Raw genomic sequence first — 17,614 nt, 5'->3', positions numbered from 1 at the left:
TTTTCAGTCTTCAGCGAACAGCGCGAGTGCCATCCACGTAAGAAGGAAAATCTTAATCTTTTTGAAAGGTGAGCGCTCAGCTTCGGCATAGGATAAAGCTGTTTTAGCATGGTTCCTGAAGGTAGGTACGAAGGCAAGTACAGCCTGAAGTTTTCCCTGTCTTTTCTCTTTTGTACTGTCTTTCCACCGCGTCAGAAAGTAGGTAAACAGCGGGTTTATAATCAGATAGATCAGTGCCAGCGCGGCCACTGTGCGCAGAAGTGAATACACCGCCTTATGAACCGAACCTGAAAATGCAAACACCATAACGATGAAAAAAAGTATCGAAATAATACCCAAGAGTTTCATTTTAGGGTTTTTCCGCCGTTTTGGAATTTCGGCGGCAGTTGCTGTTACAGTTTCAGTGTGCAACTGTTCTGCTCTTGTCCGGATGGCACCGGGAAATGATATGGAATATACTCCAGCTAGGATGCCTCCACAAAAATAGATCAGACAGTATCCACCCACAATAAGAAGGGGTAGGTGTTCCAGGCCCTGAAGCCCAAACTGCTTTGCCAGTGAAGTAAAAAATTCCTGAAAGGCCTCCCAAAGATTTTTACCGAAAATTAAAATCAGCATCAGAAGTTTCTGCAGGGCGCTTTCCATTAACGCAATAATACCGTAGAAAACAGATGACAGATAATTCACCCTGAAAAGCGAGTAGATAAGCGCGCCGGCCAGACCCTGAAACAGAACCGCGACATAAGCTGTGAACGGCGAATGCGGACTGGCAATGGCTTTTATGAGAACAACAGTTAGGGTAGCCTGCACGATGGTCCTGAACTTTCTTTCGGAGTGTGTCGCTATAAAAGTAACGATCATCACCGCAAAACTGCCCAGAATCAATCCGCTGAAAGGGAGTTTCATTGCGTGAAATATGCCGCCCAAACCGCTTTCGCTTACTGCCCAAAGTGCGGTAAGCCTGGTAATAAGGTTTGAAGCTGAATATTCCGAGGTCTTTGCCATTGACAAAAAAATGCAGCCTGATGCTGCATTGATGAATTTAAATCCTAATGATATCGGCACCGATTGCCCTGAGGCGGCCGTCTATATTTTCGTATCCGCGGTCTATCTGCTCAATATTCTGAATGATGGACTGTCCGGTTGCCGAAAGTGCTGCGATCAAAAGTGCATTGCCCGCTCTGATATCCGGGGAAACCATCGAAGTTCCGCGCAATGGTGATTCATGGTTGAGTCCTACTACGGTAGCACGGTGCGGATCACACAGGATAATCTGTGCACCCATATCAATCAGTTTATCTACAAAGAACAGCCTGGACTCAAACATTTTTTGATGTACAAGTACAGTTCCGTGCGCCTGGGTGGCAACTACCAGAACTATCGACAGTAAGTCAGGCGTAAAGCCCGGCCAAGGTGCATCTGAAACAGTTAATATGGAACCGTCTATAAATTTCTGGATTTTGTACTGTTCCTGAGCCGGAATGTAAATATCTTCACCGGATCTGTCCAACTGGATCCCCAGTTTTCTGAAGGTGTTCGGGATGACGCCAAGATGGTCCCATTCCACATTTTTAATGGTGATTTCAGACTTCGTCATAGCGGCCAGTCCGATCCACGAACCTATTTCCACCATATCAGGCAGCATGGTATGTTCGGTACCACCAAGATAATTAACCCCTTCAATAGTCAGTAAGTTGGAGCCTATACCGGAAATTTTTGCTCCCATACGGTTCAGCATATTGCAAAGTTGCTGCAGGTAAGGTTCGCAGGCTGCATTGTAAATCCTGGTCTCGCCTTTAGCGAGTACAGCGGCCATAATGATATTTGCCGTACCTGTAACGGACGCTTCTTCCAGCAGGATGAATTTCCCTGTAAGCTGCTTGGCTTTCAGGCAGTACCAGGCTTCTTCTTCATCATAACGGAACTCTGCTCCCAGTTCCACAAAACCCTGAAAGTGGGTGTCCAGACGCCGGCGTCCTATCTTATCTCCACCAGGTGTAGGCATATATCCCTCTCCGAATCTGGCCAGCATTGGCCCCAGCAGCATGATGGAACCCCGCAGTTTTGCGCCGTCTTTCTTGAATTCTGCAGATTTAATATAGTCAAAGTTTACGCTGTCGGCTTTAAATGAGTAGTCACCGTGAGCGTGCTTAGTAATCTTAACACCGAAGTCGGCCAGGATTTCGATCAGCCGGTTTACATCATGGATGTCCGGTATGTTTTTTACTCGGACTTCCTCCTCTGTAAGCAAAATGGCACACAGAATCTGTAGTGCCTCATTTTTTGCGCCCTGCGGAGTAATTTCGCCCTGCAACTGTTTTCCTCCCCGTATCTGAAATGTTCCGCTCATTATTTCCTTCTGTTTTGGTTCTGTTGGTTTCGGTGACGGTTAGGATTTTTTGAATGTTGAGTTGGCCCCTGGCCTTTCTGGTTTTTATTGCGGCTGGTACTGTGATAAATCTTGCTTTTTTCCAGCGATTCAAGCCCTGTCAGATCCAGTCTGTCTTCCGAAAGTTCTTTCAGATGCCTGAAGATCACATCATCCGTAACATGTTCTTTGTTGTAGATGTTATAGGACTTCTTCATATTGTTGGCAATGACTTCAATCAGTGCTTCTTTTTCCTCTCCCTCTTCAAGTTCAATGGCTTTCTCAATCAGTTGAAGTATGCTTTTGCCGTAAAATTTAAAATCGCCCTGCAACTTTGGATATTCCATCCTCTTTGGTTTTTCGGCCAGCTGTTCGCGGGTTGGAATAGGGTAGGGTGAGGTTACTTCCAGGTCATAATCTGCCAGAATAAAAAGGTGATCCCAAAGTTTATGTTTGTAATTGTCTTCATCGCGAAGCTGGGGGTTTCTCTGACCCATAAAATCCACGATTGCCACCGCCATTTCATCGCGCTCTTCTCTGTTCTCAAGTTCCTTGCAGCGCTCTACGAGCTGTTGTATAATGCGGCCGTATTCCGGCATATGAAGTTGTGTTCGGTCGGTGTTGTATTCCATAGCTGCAAATATAAGGTTTTGTTGGAAGTTAAATTCCGGAGCAGAAAACAATAAAATCAGGAAATGATTTTTTTACGTTGTTCGGGCGTGGGCAGCAAACAGCTTTCGGTAGCCAGTTTCTGCCTGTTGGCAGCTATTTTGTCGTAAATAACATCAGTGAGCGCTACCGGCAGAAAATTTAACCTGGCCAGGAATCCGTAAGTACCGCCAAGGATTTTAGCAATCTCAACGACAGCTTTGGATTTAACAAGGTAAAAGCCCTGTGGCTTCCATAAATACAGTGTGTTGAAATCCTGAGTTTCAAGACCTCTCTCTTTTAGAAATTCCTGCCCGAACGGGGACTGAAGTGAGGCAAACATAAAGCGGTCTTTCTCATCTTTTTCCAGAATCCACTGAACCCAAAAATTGCAGAAGCCGCAATCGCCGTCATAAAGAACATAATATTTTGTTGGATCGGTATTTTGCATAATTATTTTATCTCTTCCGGTGGCAGGTTGTTCTGCATCCGGATGTCATTTTCCATCAGTTTGAAATATTTTACAAGTTCGTTACGCTGTTCGGTAGTGAACTGTGCTTCAGGATGTCCCAGGACGTAAGAATCCAGCGGCATTTCTCCTGACTGCAGCATTTCAACGGTTTCATAAAGTTTGTGTGCCTGGCGTTTAGGCTCGTAGGTGGCAAAGGTGGAGAAATTCAGTTTTTTACGGCCCTCGTCTATATGCGACTTCAAAAACCATGCTACCGGCTGAATATTGGTATACCAGGGATATTTAGTTTCGTTGGAGTGGCAGTCATAACAACCGTTGCGGATGAGTGCCGCAGTGCTTTCAGGCGTATTCTTGATGGTCAGGAAGTCCATGCCCTTATTCATAGGAGGATTTTCCCTGTCAATCGGAAAAAACTGAATGATTATAAAGGCAACCAGAAGGACAACAAGTACTTTTTTCATATTGAAATAATCTAAGGTGAATTTACGAATTTAAAGGTAAAAAACCGGATATTCCGATTTAAACCTATCTTTGCAAAAATTTTTGGGCTTCAAGAGTTGAAGTAACCCATTAATAATTGTATTATTAAACAAAATTTCATGAGCAATATAGTTGCAATCGTTGGGCGCCCCAACGTAGGAAAATCCACACTGTTTAACCGTTTACTGGAAAGAAGAGAAGCCATAGTTGATGCTACTTCCGGAGTTACCCGCGACCGTCATTACGGAAAGTCGGACTGGAACGGGGTTGAATTTACGGTTATTGATACAGGTGGTTACGAGGTAAATACGGAAGATGTATTTCAGGAAGAAATCTCCAAGCAGGTACAGTTGGCAATTGATGAGGCCACCTCCATCATATTCATGCTTAATGTGGATGAAGGTCTTACGGATACCGACCAGGAAATTTTTGAAATGCTGCGCCGTTCCAACAAACCGATCTATATCACCATAAATAAAGTAGATTCCGCCAAAGAAGAATTGGCGGCCACAGAATTTTACCAATTGGGTATCGACAGATATTTCACAATGTCATCGGCTTCAGGTTCCGGAACAGGTGAACTTCTGGACGCAATTGTGAAGGAATTTCCAACAACCGATTATAAGGACCCGTTTGAAGGTCTGCCTAAAATTACGATTGCCGGCCGTCCGAACGTTGGTAAATCGACCCTTACAAACGCATTGCTGGATGTGGAGAGAAATATCGTTACCGATATCGCGGGTACTACCAGAGACTCCATTCAGACGCTTTATAATAAATTCGGCTACGAATTCGTACTTGTGGATACGGCAGGTATGAGACGTAAAGCGAAGGTAAAGGAAGATCTGGAATTTTACTCGGTTATGCGTTCTGTACGTTCAATTGAGTATTCCGACGTTGTCATTATTATGGTTGATGCCACCTTAGGTTGGGAATCACAGGATATGAACATTTTCGGTCTGGCACAAAAGAACCGTAAAGGTATTGTGATTGTGGTGAACAAGTGGGATTTGGTAGAAGATAAAAGTACCAATACTACCCGCGATTTCGAAAATCAGATCAAAGAGCGCATCGGCCAGTTTACCGATATTCCGATTCTTTTCGTATCCGCACTTACCAAGCAGAGGATTTTAAAAGCTGTGGAGATGGCGATGGAGGTTTATGAGAACCGCGCGAAGAAAATCAAGACTTCAAAGCTTAATGAAGTGATGCTCCCCGTTTTTGAACATACTCCGCCACCGGCAACCAAAGGTAAGTTTGTTAAAATTAAATATTGTGTACAGTTGCCCACGCCAAGCCCGCAGTTTGTATTTTTCTGCAACCTGCCTCAATATGTGAAGGAACCGTACAAACGTTTTGCTGAAAACCAGCTTCGCAAGCATTTTGGATTTACCGGTGTACCAATCGAGGTGTATTTCCGTCAGAAATAGGCAGATTTGATGATGTGTTCATTTGGTAATGTGCTGTTAAAACGGACAGCAAATGGAAGCCAGGAATGAAATATTAGAATTGAGTGTTCGATTCGCTTTAGACATCATTGCATTCACTGACGTTCTTGAAATCAAAAAGAAGTATGTAATTGCAAATCAACTGCTGAAGTCCGGCACTTCAATCGGAGCAAATGTTCATGAGGCACAAAGTGCAGAAAGCAGGGCAGATTTTATTCATAAGATGAAAGTGGCTGATAAGGAGGCAAAGGAGACTGGCTATTGGCTTTTGCTTTGTGAAAAACCACCGGGTTTACCTTCTGCTGAAAATTTGCAAATAAACTTACTCAGCATTCAGAAACTCTTATCAAAATAATATCAACTTCAAAAAAAGATATTTAGGTGTTTAGAGTGGAAGTCACTTGTATCGCATGATCAAATCATCCAATTATCAAATCATCACATCATTATGACTACAGTTTTATCACACCAATTTTCCCTCGTTAATACCTGGATTAATGAGCTCCGCAACGTAGAAGTTCAAAATGACCGATTGAAGTTCCGTAGGAATATGGAACGTATTGGCGAGATAGCAGCATTCGAAATAAGTAAGCATCTGGCGCAGAAAGAAATTGAAATTACCACACCTCTGGATAAAATTCGGGTAAAGGAAATTGCTGTACAACCTGTGCTTACAACCATTTTGCGTGCCGGCGTACCTTTGTTTCAGGGCATTTTAAATTATTTTGATAAAGCCGACTGCGGTTTTGTGGCCGCGTACCGTAAGCATGACGCGAATGATTATTTTTCAATTAAACAGGATTATCTAACCTGTCCCAATATTGACGGTCGGCCGCTTATCGTGGCGGATCCAATGTTGGCCACAGGTGCAAGTCTTATAGAAGCCATCAAGCATCTGCTCAATCACGGTAAACCTTCCCAGCTGCATATTGTAGCAGCTATTGCTTCAAAGCAGGGAATGGAAACTATCCGTGCTGAGTATCCGGACGCTTATATCTGGGTGGGTGTTGTTGATGAAAGTCTGACGCCCAAAGGGTATATAAGCCCGGGATTGGGCGATGCCGGAGATCTTTCGTATGGTGAAAAACTTCAGCGCTGATTACTCAATTCTTCCGTTACTCATCAACAGCCATTACAAGAACTGAAACGGTGTTATTACCGGCTTTCAGGATTTCCCAGGCTACCGAACTCATGGTATTGCCGGTTGTAAATACATCGTCAATGATCAGCAGGTGTCTGTTTTCAATTGTTTTCGTAACGGAAAATAAACCTTCTGTGCCGGTGCGGTGCAACTTGTCTTTTTTGGCCTGAGCCTTAAGGTAATGGTTACGTTTTACAAGTTGATGATCAAAGGCAATGTTGAAGTGCGCTGCCAGCGTCTCGGTGAAAAGATGAAGCTGATTATAACCGCGTTCACGAAGTTTTTTTGGATGTAAAGGCACTGTAATGATCAGATCCGGCGCATCATCAGCAAAATCCAGACGTTCACACACCCAGCCGGCTAAAACTTTTCCTACTATTTCCCGCTTGCCATACTTCAGCTGATGTACGATTTTCCGGCTCAGGCTGTCCTCTTCAAACTGCATCAGGGCGAAAGCATGTTTTACAGGGAAGAGCAGGCTGCATCTTTCGGTGAGGGAATTAGGTGTTGTGAATTCCTGATGTGTGAAATTTACCTGCTCTATGCAAATGCCGCAAACCAGCTCCTGTGCAGCAATAATTCTGTTGCACTGAAGGCAGCGGTTGGGAAAAAGCAGGTCAGGCAGCATCTTCAGCCAGTTTCACCATTAAAAGTACAAAATAATATTTTCGTTGGACCCGCGCTCTTTGCTGAAACGCATGTACTTTAACTTTCATTATCTTTGCCGCATGATTAGAATCACCAAGATATTCACTTTCGAAACCGCTCATGTCCTTTATAATTATGACGGTAAATGCAAGAACATGCATGGCCATTCCTACAAGTTATTTGTTACGGTAAAGGGAAATCCAATCAATGATTTAGATCATCCCAAAAATGGTATGGTGGTGGATTTTGGCGACATCAAAAAAATTGTAAAATCTGAAATTATTGATCTTTGGGACCATGCGGTGCTCGTGAACGGTGCTTCTCCACAGCGGGATTTGGGCGAGGATCTGGAGCAGAAAGGGCATAAAGTGATATTCTGTAATTACCAGCCTACCTGCGAAAATATGCTGTACGAAATAGCAGCCAAAGTAAAAGGCCGCCTTCCTGAAGGAGTTTCACTTGCTTATCTTAAACTTCATGAAACCGAAAATTCCTATGGCGAATGGTTTGCTGAAGATCAGAGCGAGTAAAGTAAAAAGAGCCAGGTAAAAAGAACCATGTAATAATGCCACGTAAACAATGAGGACAGATTAAAATGTGGTAGGTGCAAAATTTGACTGTAATGGTGTAATTCAGACCGTGGAGACCGACTAATGATCAGTAACAACCTTTCTGATCTCCGTGTGATCGTCGGGATTTTTCGCACTTTAGATTAACGGATAAAGGTTTTGAAAAGCTTAACCGTTTGCAGCTATCAACTTAGTGAACCTTGTGAAGCCTTTGTGCCTTTGTGGTTAAAGCGACTAAAAAATGAATAAAATAGATCTTCTTCCCGGAAAAAAAATATACTTTGCCTCCGACCAGCATTTTGGCGCGCCCAATGCCAAAGAGAGCAAGGTGCGCGAAGAGAAATTCATCCGCTGGCTTAACGAAATTAAGGCTGATGCGCAGGTGCTGTTTTTAATGGGCGACCTTTTCGATTTCTGGCACGAGTGGAACCACGTGATTCCCAAAGGTTACGTGCGGGTGTTGGGAAAGTTGGCCGAACTTAAAGACTCAGGAATTGAACTCTTTATGTTTGTCGGAAACCACGATCTGTGGATGAAGAATTATTTTGAAGACGAAATCGGATGCAGGGTTTTCTTTGATAAGCAATACTTCGAAATCAACGGTCACAATTTTCTACTCGCACATGGCGATGGCTTGGGACCTGGCGACAAAGGTTATAAAAGGATGAAAAAACTCTTCACCAATCCTCTTGCGCAGTGGGCATTCAAATGGCTGCATCCCGACATCGCGATGAAGGTGGCCATCTATTTTTCAACAAAAAACAAAATGATCTCGGGCGAGGAGGACAAGGAATTCCTGGGTGAGGATAAGGAGTTTCTGATCATCTATTCGAAGGAGAAGTTGAGAACGGAAAAGATTGATTATTTCGTGTATGGTCACCGGCATTTACCAATGGTTATAGATTTAAACAGCAATGAAAACAAAGCGAAATACGTGAATCTGGGCGATTGGATCTCTTATTTTACATATGGAGTTTTCGAAAATGAGTTTAAATTGAAGACTTTCGAACAGCCTAACCACAAAGTCCACAATGGTTTACACAAGGACCACAATGAACGAAAATGAAATTTCAAAAATTATTTTTGATGCAGGGCTTAAGGTTCACAAAGCCTTAGGTCCCGGTCTGCTTGAGTCTGCGTATGAAGAATGTTTGTATTACGAATTGTTACAAACCGGTCTTTACGTGGAAAAACAAAAACCAATGCCCCTCATTTATGAGGAAGTTAAAATGGATGTAGGATATCGTATCGACATCGTGGTTGAAAATAAAGTTGTAATCGAAGTAAAATCTGTAGATGCTTTAAACGAAGTTCATTTAGCTCAGGTCCTTACCTATCTTAAATTAAGTAACTGTAAATTGGGAATGCTTATTAATTTTAATACACTTTTGTTCAAAAATGGAGTCAAAAGAGTAATCAATGGCTATTTATAATCCTTGGTGACCTCTGTGTGAAATCCTTGTGATCTTTGTGGTTAAAGAAAAAAAGCTTGTTAACCCTGTGGTTAAAATGTCACACCTTAACTGTGCCCCTTTTGTAAAATCTTTGTGAACCTTGTGGTTAAATCATGCAAAATATTTTCAACATAAAAACAGAATCCGAATTCCGGCAGGCCTGCCTGGAAACATTCCGCTATCAATATCAATACATTGAGATCTACAGGAAGTTTGTAGGTTACTTAAACATTGATCCGCAAACGGTAGATGCTGTCGAAAAAATCCCCTTCCTGCCCATTGAAATGTTTAAAAATCATGTGGTCACTGACAGGAACTTGCCTGCAGAAAAGTATTTTCAAAGTTCAGGTACCACCCAGCTTAACCGCTCCAAACATTATATCGCTGATTTCAACCTTTACGAAGAGAGCATTTACCGCAGTTTCAGCACATTTATAGGCGCGCCGGAGGACTATATCTTTCTCGGCCTGCTGCCCAATTACTCAGAAAACCCACATTCCTCACTGATTTATATGGTCGATTTCCTGATGAAGAAATCCGGCAAGCCCGAAAACGGCTACTTTCTTTACAATCACGCGGAATTATTTGACCTTCTGTCACAGCTTTCTCTTCAAAACAAAAAAGTAATCCTTTTCGGGGTCTCCTTCGCATTGTTGGATTTCCTGGATTTCTGTAAAACTCCACCTCAAAACCACTCCAACACTCAAATACTCAACAACTCAAATACACTTACAGTAATAGAAACCGGCGGGATGAAAGGCCGAAAGGAAGAAATGACGAAAGACGAGTTGCTCAGAATTCTTCAAAAAGGATTCAGGACCGATAAGATATTTTCCGAATATTCAATGACCGAACTGCTGTCCCAGGCGTATTCGCTGGGTGAAAATATTTACGGAACACCTTCCTGGATGCGGATTTTAGTGCGGAATACTGAAGATCCTTTTTCCTATGTGGAAGCGGGCAGGACCGGTTCCCTCAACATCATCGACCTGGCCAACCGGCATTCCTGCAGCTTTATCGCTACGCAGGATTTGGGCAAAACCGTAAACGGTTTTGAGATGGCTTCATCAACTCCGTCTCTTCGCAATGACAAATTTCAGGTGTTGGGCCGCATAGACCATTCGGACATCCGTGGCTGCAGCTTATTGATCACATAATTTTAAATTTGAGCATGCTTAAAATAGAGGAACTTACCTATAACTTTATTTCTCAGTTTTATGATTTTGAGAAAGATTTGGTCCTGACCAATCATTTCCACTCCGATTGGGAGGCAGATATCCTAGTGGTAAATTCCGAAGGTTTTAGCCACGAATTTGAGATTAAATATTCGAAGAGCGATTTCAGGAACGATTTCAAGAAGAATTATCAGAACGCCAAAACAAAAGAGAAGTTCCTGAAACACGACAAGATTTCCTGTGGCGATTACATCTGCAATCAGTTCAGCTTCCTGCTGCCCATGGGACTCATTGACCCCAGCCAGGTGCCGGACCATTGCGGCATCATTGAGTTTTATCACAATCCCGACAAATGGGAAACAACATTTAATGAGGTGCGCAAACCGCGGCAGGTACATCAGGAAAAATTTTGGAACCTTGTAGATAAAGACCTTATGCTTAAGATGATGGCCAGAAACCTGTATTATAAAAAACTGGAGGCGAAGGGTAAGCTGGAAGAACTTATCCTGCCACCGGGCTTCCTGCAAAAGAAATAGTCAGCAGATCCCGGAAATGTAGCATTGGTTTTGATGTAAAGCAGGAGTAAAATCCTACCTTTACTTCTAAACAACTAAAAATGACGTCTAAAAAGTTTAAGATCATCCTTTGGTTCCTGGGCATTCTGGCTGCAGTTTTTCTCGTAATATTTCTTTACCAACTTACCCAAAGTGAATCCATAAACTCCATAATGACGCTGCTGATGTTGCTCCTGGGACTGATTCTGGGCGGAGCCATCGCTTTTTTAGCTTCAAAAAAACTGACTTTACAGCCACCCGTAATTACCGAAAGTTCGCACACCATTGCCGAAAGCATGCGCAAGGTCTTTAAGATTGTTTCTGCCGAGGGTCAGTTTCAGGAAATTTATAATTATGAAGAAACCACCAAGCTGCTCAATTTCATCCCTTCCAAAAAGAAGGCTTTGGTAATAGTTCAGGCAAAGATTCTGGTGGGGTATGATTTTGAAAAACTGAAGTGGGAAGTTGATGAGGGTACGCGCAAGGTCAGGCTGGTCGATTTTCCGGCACCGGAAATCCTTTCTACCGAAACCGACTATAAGTATTACAATATGGAGGAGCAGTTCTTCAACCTTTTCAGCAAGGAAGATTTAGCTAAAATCCAGCAGAACAGCAAGCATCAGGTCATAGAAGCGGCAAAAAAATCGCACCTGCCGCAAGTGGCTGCGGAACAAATGCGTACGCTGATGACCGAACTGTTAAGTTCCAAAAATTTCCTGCTGGAAAATCCCGGCAGCATTACCGAGAAAAAGAACCAGTTGGCATTAAAAGATGGGTCGGGTGTCGGACCGGCTTAATTAATATCTCTTAATTTAAACTGATATAGTAACAGGCCTGCCAGGATCCGTTACTAAATACTTGTACCTTACTTTTTCCCCGTAAAATAGTAATCCGAACAGTGCCGGGGCGCGCTTTTCCAGGACTTTGCTGTCCTTGCGAGGCGGACGTACTGGCCAAAGTCGCGACGGATGACGAAGCAATGCACATGGTGGCCAAAGCGGCCACCGGACTGCAGGCATTTTTTTGATGTGAAATTCTTATAATTTTTACAGTGAAATCTATAAAGTGACCTTTGCACAAACCTTCTAAATTTGTACACAGGTAATAAAGGCAAACCCAGTTGGCCATTATTGCTCACTCAAATAAACATTAAAAAATAAACAGGTATGAAAGCCATCCAAATTCGGGTGGCTTTTATTTTGCCCGAAAAGTGCTTCAAAATCACTACTTTTGCAGCCTGCAAACTTCACCCTAAAATCCACCATCAGTTATGCTGTCAGTTCAGGGCCTCGGCCTTCACCATTCAGGAAATTATCTCTTCCGCGACGTCAACTTTACCATAAAAAAAGCCGATAAAATTGGCCTGGTAGGAAAGAACGGCGCGGGTAAATCTACTTTATTGAAAATACTTTCAGGAGAAATAAACTTCTTTGAGGGGAGTGTAGTGCCGGATGGAAACATTACCATGGGCTTCCTGAAGCAGGACCTTGAATTTGTAAAGGGCCGCACCGTTTGGGAAGAGACCAAGCAGGCTTTTGAGCAGATCAACAGCTGGAAAAATGAACTGGAAGAGGTGAACCACCAGCTCGCCACACGCACCGATTATGAAAGTGATGGGTACCATGACCTCATAAGCCGCATGACCGACCTTAACGACATCCTGCATCATCATGATGCCTATAACCTGGAAGGCGATATGGAAAAGGTCCTGCTGGGTCTGGGTTTCCGGGCCGATGACTTTCACCGCCTGACCGATCATTTTTCCGGCGGATGGCGAATGAGAATTGAACTTGCCAAACTTCTGTTGCAAAATAATGACCTGCTGTTACTGGATGAGCCTACCAACCACCTGGATATGGAATCCATTATCTGGCTGGAAAATTTCCTCACGGATTACAGCGGCGCCATTGTCCTCGTAAGTCACGATAAGCAGTTTATGACTTCGGTGTGTAACCGTACGTTTGATGTAAACAACAGAAAGGTAGATGATTATAAGGCCAATTATTCCAAATACCTGGAACTGAGGAAGGAAAGACGCGAAAAACTGGAGCAGGCCAAGAAGAATCAGGATTCTGAGATTAAGCAGATGGAGGACAACATCAATAAATTCCGGGCTTCCGCTACCAAAGCTTCCTTCGCGCAGTCTCTGATCAAGAGACTGGACAAGCTGGAGCGTATTGAGCTGGACAATGAAGATGTTTCCAAATTCAATATCCGTTTTGTACAGTCGGTGGTGCCCGGCAAAGTCGTTTTTGAAGCTGAAAACCTGGGAAAAGCCTATGGCGAAAAGCAGATTTTTGATGAAGTTGATTTCTTCATAGAACGCGGCGACAGGATTGCGCTCCTGGGACAGAACGGACAGGGTAAAACTACGCTTGCCAAGATACTTTCCGGCGATATAAAGGATTATACCGGCTCCTGGAAATTGGGTCACAATGTTAATATTGGCTACTTTGCCCAAAATCAGGAAGAGGTGCTTACACCAAATAAAACCGTACTTCAGGAGGCGGAAGATGCGGCTACCGAAGAAACCAGGCCGCGCGTGCGCGATCTTTTGGGAAGTTTCCTTTTTACCGGTGAAGATGTTGATAAAAAAACGCAGGTCCTTTCCGGGGGCGAACGTAACCGTCTGGCGCTTTGTAAACTGTTGCTGAAGCCCTTCAACACGCTCATTATGGATGAGCCTACCAATCACCTGGATATCCAGTCCAAAGAGATTATTAAAATCGCTTTGCAGAAGTTTGAAGGAACGCTGATCGTTATTTCCCACGACCGTGAATTCCTGCAGGGTCTGGCCGATAAGATTTTTGAATTCCGCGACGGCCGCATGAAGGAGTTTCTGGGTTCTGTGGATGAGTACCTGAGCTATCGCGAGAAGGAAAGTCTGCGCGAGATTTCTATGGAGAAAGCCAAGCTTGAGGTGAAGAATCAGGAAATGAAGTCCAAAGCTGTCGCCGAACCTGAAGCAGTGGCTGCCCAGCAGCCTTCTAACGTGTTTGTGAGTAAGGAGCAGAAGCAGCTTCAGAACAAACTGAAGAAGACCGAGGAAAAAATAGGTGATTACGAAAAGGAAATTAAGAACCTGGAGGAAATTTTTGCCAAAAGCAATCCCAATGAGCAGGAACTTGCGAAGTATGAAGCACTGAAGGTCGAACTTCAGGAAAACCTTGATTTGTGGGAAGAACTTGCCCTGCAGGTTGAAGAATAAATAATTATTTTTACGTTGTGAAGTTAACAGGCATAAACAGACGCATAATGTCGGCACTCCTCGCGAGTGTTTACGTTTTCGTGGCTTTTTTTGCCGTACATCTGCATCAGCATAAGAGCAGTCTGGAATTCCGCGACTTCCAGTTGCAGAAAGCCGCTGACTCGCTTACCGATTCCGGGGCAGTGCTGGACTACAGCGACTGTTTGGCGTGCCATCTGCTGCACGACAGCAGCAACCTGGTTCCACAGGAATTTCAGTTCTATATCTACAATATAAAAGCTGTTCAGGAAACGACCTGTCAGGCTTTTTCCGATATTTCAACGCAATGGACTGCCGTAGTTACACTGCGTGGTCCACCGTCTGTTTTCATTTAACAAAAGTAAACGTATACCCAGACTCCTCCAGGAGCCGGGCATGCATTCATCCATTACTTACTTTAAAAATTTACAATGAAAACGACAATCAATCTGTTGTTAATCTTCTTTGGATTAACACTCTATACCGCACAAACCGGTTTCCGTGTACAGGGAACTGTGTTCGACTTCCATGACAAAACAATCCTTGCAAACGCAAAAATTACCCTGGGCAAACAGACAGCTCAATCTGATGCGCAGGGCAAATTTATTTTTGAAACGGTTCCGGCAGGAACCTACGATCTAAGCGTTACGCATCCTGAATGCAACCTCTTTTCTGAACAGATTACGGTAAACAAAGACCTTCACCTGACCATAAATCTGGAGCATCACGCCGAAATCATTGAAGAGATTGTTCTGCAGGGCGGTCACCGTTCCACAGGTTCTTTGGTGGTGCGAACGCTGGAAAGGGAAGAGATAACCCGTAACTCCAGTGAAAACCTGGGGAATGTTTTGAGCCGCATCTCCGGCGTGGGTGCGCTGAAGACGGGAAACAACGTAAGTAAACCCATCATCCACGGACTTTACGGCAGCCGGATCTCCATCCTTAATAATGGCGTGAAGATGGCCGAGCAGGAATGGGGAGTAGAGCATGCTCCCAATGTGGATATTAACGGTTTCGATCATATTGACGTGGTGAAAGGAGCGTCAGCACTAAAATATGGGAGCGATGCCATTGGCGGTGTCATTGTGCTTCAACCTGAAATCTTCCGGCGGGCAGATACACTCCGCGGACATCTGAACCTCTCCGGTATCTCAAACGGGCGCGGCGCTGCGTTTGATGCTGCGCTTGTAAAGACGTGGGAAAACGGTTGGTTTGCTGCGGCAAATGGCGGTTATAAAAAGTTTGGCGACCTGGAAAGTCCGGATTATCCGTTATGGAATACAGGAACGGTCGCGAGCTCTTTTAATTTACGTGCAGGAAAGGAAGAATTTATGAAGGGTTTCAGCCTCAACTATGTTCTTACCGATCAGGAAGTAGGCATCTACAGGGGATCTCACATTGGTAATCTGGAAGATTTCTACAGAGCCATTACTGGTGGCACACCTGTATATCAGCGTGATTTCAGTTATGACATTGATTATCCAAAACAGGAGATCCAGCATCATTTGGCCAGGATTTCCGGGTACAGAAGGTTTGAACATTTAGGTAAACTTTCCGCAGATTACAGTTTCCAGTATAACCGAAGAAAGGAATATGACATCCGCCGCGAAGCTTTTTCTGATTTACCGTCGCTTGACCTGGAATTGTTCACCAATCAGTTTAACATGAATCAACTGTTGGAAAGGGAAAAGTGGAGTCTGGAAAACGGAATTGACCTGATGTACCAGTATAACTATTCAAGTGCTGAGACCATGGCGAAACGACTGGTGCCTAATTATCACAGATACTCAGCCGGGGTATATTCAGTAATGAAGTATAAAGCGTCGGCCGCACTGAGGCTGGAAGCCGGTTTGCGTTACGACTATAACCGCTACAAGGTGAAAATGTGGTATGACCATCACGAGTGGGAAGACCGTTTTGAAGATCTTTATCCGCAGTTTTTCCAGTATGAAAGTGAAAGCGGACGGGCGTTCACGATACCGGTTTTGGATTTCCAAAACTTCTCTTATAACGCAGGTCTTGAATTTGGCAAAAGCAAAATGCTGAATATTAAGCTAAATTATGCTAAAGTAGCCCGTACGCCAAACATTGCGGAACTTTTTGCCAGCGGACTGCACCATTCAGCCGCGGTAATTGAAGTTGGCGACATGAGTCTCGAAAATGAAACCGGCCATCAGGTGAATCTGAATATCAGTTCAGAGCTTGATCTTTTAAATGGTCTGAAGTTTTCTGTAAATCCTTATTTGTTCACCTCCAACAACTTCATCAATCAGGTTCCCACAGGACTTCAGAATACGATCCGCGGTATTTTCCCGGTTTGGACCTATGCACAGATAAAAGCCGTTATGTATGGTTTAGACCTGGACGTGGAGTTGGGAATTACTAAAGATCTTCTGTACAAAGGAAGTTTCGCCTATGTGTATGGTGATGATAAAAGCAACGCTCAGCCGCTGATCCTGATGCAGCCGGCCAACTTCTCAAACAGTCTGGAATTCAGGCATAAGGAATGGCAGAACTTTTACATCAGCGTATCCAATCAAACTGTTTTAAAACAGGATAGATTTCCCTTATACAATCCCGAAATCACCATTCAGGAGGATGGAATTGAAATTACCCGCGAACTGGACCTTTCCACACCGCCGCCGGCGTATTCGCTCTGGGGTCTGCAGGCGGGCATCAACCTGCACAAAAATCTTTCTGCAGGTCTTACCGTTACCAATCTATTTGATGTGACGTACAGGGATTACCTGAACCGCATGCGATATTTTTCGCCGGAAATGGGCCGCAACATCATCCTGAATCTAAAATTTAATTTTTAATTATGTTACCAATGAAAATTTTACTCAAATATATTTTACCTGTTGTTTTACTTTTGTTTTTACAGTCGTGCAGCCGGGCTGATGAGAATGAAGACGTCTTTACGCAGGAGGAGATCTCGGCCATTGAACTTACTGTGGTGGACGAGCTTAGCGGGGCTTCCAGTACTTACACTTATATCGCGAACTCTGCCTTCCAGCCTGCGATCTTACTGCAGGATGGCAGAAGCTATTTGGTTTCTGTGGCCTTCCGGAACGGTGCGGAGGATATCACTGATGAAATTATAGACGAAAGGGATGAGCATTTTCTGATTTTTGGTTTTACCGATACAGATATCACACTTACAAGGTTGGATGATGATTTGAGGACAGACGGCAAACGTCTTGGCGTGAAGAGCAGATGGCAGGTTAACAACACTGTAACGGGCAGCACTCCAAAACTGAATCTGGCCCTGATCCATGATGCCGCTGATGTTTCAGAGGATCAGATGGGTACCGCATGGGGAAGTGTAACCGGTGGCGAAACGGACGCGGTGGCTGTTTTTTCCATTACCGACTGATTTTTAGCAGATTTTAGCATGGATATGCCAAATCTTTATCAAATAAAATTCATAC

Annotated in this window: 19 protein-coding genes; 13 read left to right on the top strand and 6 right to left on the bottom strand. The window is 43.8% G+C overall.

What is annotated here, in order from left to right; translation table 11 throughout:
* Positions 1-3: 3 nt before the first annotated feature.
* From H1R16_RS04655 to H1R16_RS04635, 5 genes are read right to left on the bottom strand one after another with little or no spacing between them, the layout of a single operon-like run.
* Positions 4-1,005 carry a hypothetical protein gene (locus H1R16_RS04655; protein WP_181887645.1) on the bottom strand — a complete coding sequence of 334 codons (1,002 nt, stop codon included), beginning with the start codon at positions 1,003-1,005 and terminating at the stop codon, positions 4-6.
* 37 nt (positions 1,006-1,042) lie between these two features.
* Complete coding sequence (gene murA, locus H1R16_RS04650; RefSeq protein ID WP_181887644.1) at positions 1,043-2,350, bottom strand: UDP-N-acetylglucosamine 1-carboxyvinyltransferase; 1,308 nt, start codon at positions 2,348-2,350, stop codon at positions 1,043-1,045.
* A complete protein-coding gene (locus H1R16_RS04645) occupies positions 2,350-3,000 on the bottom strand; it encodes a DUF4290 domain-containing protein (protein WP_181887643.1) in 651 nt (216 codons plus the stop codon). Before H1R16_RS04645 ends, murA begins: the two co-directional genes overlap by 1 nt.
* Before the next feature lie 56 nt (positions 3,001-3,056).
* The gene (locus H1R16_RS04640) at positions 3,057-3,467 is read right to left on the bottom strand and encodes a thiol-disulfide oxidoreductase DCC family protein (RefSeq protein ID WP_181887642.1); all 411 of its coding nucleotides are present in this window, start codon (positions 3,465-3,467) and stop codon (positions 3,057-3,059) included.
* A 2-nt stretch (positions 3,468-3,469) separates the two neighbouring features.
* A complete protein-coding gene (locus H1R16_RS04635; protein WP_181887641.1) occupies positions 3,470-3,949 on the bottom strand; it encodes a heme-binding domain-containing protein in 480 nt (159 codons plus the stop codon).
* A gap of 138 nt (positions 3,950-4,087) precedes the next feature.
* Here H1R16_RS04635 and der point away from each other — a divergent pair, with 138 nt between their 5' ends.
* The 3 genes from der (at position 4,088) to upp (ending at position 6,515) form a co-directional block, all read left to right on the top strand.
* Positions 4,088-5,398, top strand: coding sequence for a ribosome biogenesis GTPase Der (der, locus tag H1R16_RS04630; protein ID WP_181887640.1), 1,311 nt, complete (start codon positions 4,088-4,090; stop codon positions 5,396-5,398).
* 52 nt (positions 5,399-5,450) lie between these two features.
* Positions 5,451-5,771, top strand: coding sequence for a four helix bundle protein (locus H1R16_RS04625; RefSeq protein WP_181887639.1), 321 nt, complete (start codon positions 5,451-5,453; stop codon positions 5,769-5,771).
* A 93-nt stretch (positions 5,772-5,864) separates the two neighbouring features.
* Positions 5,865-6,515 carry a uracil phosphoribosyltransferase gene (upp, locus tag H1R16_RS04620; RefSeq protein ID WP_181887638.1) on the top strand — a complete coding sequence of 217 codons (651 nt, stop codon included), beginning with the start codon at positions 5,865-5,867 and terminating at the stop codon, positions 6,513-6,515.
* Between the two features lie 16 nt (positions 6,516-6,531).
* Here upp and H1R16_RS04615 read toward each other — a convergent pair whose 3' ends face one another.
* The gene (locus H1R16_RS04615; protein WP_181887637.1) at positions 6,532-7,185 is read right to left on the bottom strand and encodes a ComF family protein; all 654 of its coding nucleotides are present in this window, start codon (positions 7,183-7,185) and stop codon (positions 6,532-6,534) included.
* Positions 7,186-7,285: 100 nt separating this feature from the next.
* On the opposite strand from H1R16_RS04615, the gene H1R16_RS04610 reads away from it, so the two are divergent.
* The 10 genes from H1R16_RS04610 (at position 7,286) to H1R16_RS04565 (ending at position 17,559) form a co-directional block, all read left to right on the top strand.
* Positions 7,286-7,735, top strand: a complete 450-nt coding sequence (locus H1R16_RS04610; RefSeq protein WP_181887636.1) for a 6-pyruvoyl trahydropterin synthase family protein — start codon at positions 7,286-7,288, stop codon at positions 7,733-7,735.
* A 280-nt stretch (positions 7,736-8,015) separates the two neighbouring features.
* Positions 8,016-8,840, top strand: a complete 825-nt coding sequence (locus tag H1R16_RS04605; RefSeq protein ID WP_181887635.1) for a UDP-2,3-diacylglucosamine diphosphatase — start codon at positions 8,016-8,018, stop codon at positions 8,838-8,840.
* Positions 8,827-9,207 carry a GxxExxY protein gene (locus H1R16_RS04600; protein ID WP_181887634.1) on the top strand — a complete coding sequence of 127 codons (381 nt, stop codon included), beginning with the start codon at positions 8,827-8,829 and terminating at the stop codon, positions 9,205-9,207. Before H1R16_RS04605 ends, H1R16_RS04600 begins: the two co-directional genes overlap by 14 nt.
* 134 nt (positions 9,208-9,341) lie before the next feature.
* Positions 9,342-10,385 (top strand): LuxE/PaaK family acyltransferase, encoded by a 1,044-nt coding sequence (locus H1R16_RS04595; protein WP_181887633.1) that lies wholly within the window; start codon positions 9,342-9,344, stop codon positions 10,383-10,385.
* 14 nt (positions 10,386-10,399) lie between these two features.
* On the top strand, positions 10,400-10,939 hold the full coding sequence (locus tag H1R16_RS04590) for a hypothetical protein (RefSeq protein ID WP_181887632.1): 540 nt from the start codon (positions 10,400-10,402) through the stop codon (positions 10,937-10,939).
* A gap of 80 nt (positions 10,940-11,019) precedes the next feature.
* Positions 11,020-11,754, top strand: a complete 735-nt coding sequence (locus tag H1R16_RS04585) for a DUF4230 domain-containing protein (RefSeq protein WP_181887631.1) — start codon at positions 11,020-11,022, stop codon at positions 11,752-11,754.
* 473 nt (positions 11,755-12,227) lie between these two features.
* Complete coding sequence (locus H1R16_RS04580; protein ID WP_181887630.1) at positions 12,228-14,165, top strand: ABC-F family ATP-binding cassette domain-containing protein; 1,938 nt, start codon at positions 12,228-12,230, stop codon at positions 14,163-14,165.
* A 47-nt stretch (positions 14,166-14,212) separates the two neighbouring features.
* On the top strand, positions 14,213-14,539 hold the full coding sequence (locus tag H1R16_RS04575; RefSeq protein WP_181887629.1) for a hypothetical protein: 327 nt from the start codon (positions 14,213-14,215) through the stop codon (positions 14,537-14,539).
* 75 nt (positions 14,540-14,614) lie between these two features.
* A complete protein-coding gene (locus tag H1R16_RS04570) occupies positions 14,615-17,002 on the top strand; it encodes a TonB-dependent receptor (RefSeq protein ID WP_181887628.1) in 2,388 nt (795 codons plus the stop codon).
* 11 nt (positions 17,003-17,013) lie between these two features.
* Positions 17,014-17,559 (top strand): hypothetical protein, encoded by a 546-nt coding sequence (locus H1R16_RS04565; RefSeq protein ID WP_181887627.1) that lies wholly within the window; start codon positions 17,014-17,016, stop codon positions 17,557-17,559.
* The last annotated feature ends 55 nt before the right edge of the window (positions 17,560-17,614 follow it).

The sequence above is a fragment of the Marnyiella aurantia genome, from assembly GCF_014041915.1.
Classification (GTDB): domain Bacteria; phylum Bacteroidota; class Bacteroidia; order Flavobacteriales; family Weeksellaceae; genus Marnyiella; species Marnyiella aurantia.
The sequence above is the reverse complement of the archived record's forward strand: the minus strand, read 5'-3'. Positions and strand labels throughout refer to the sequence as shown.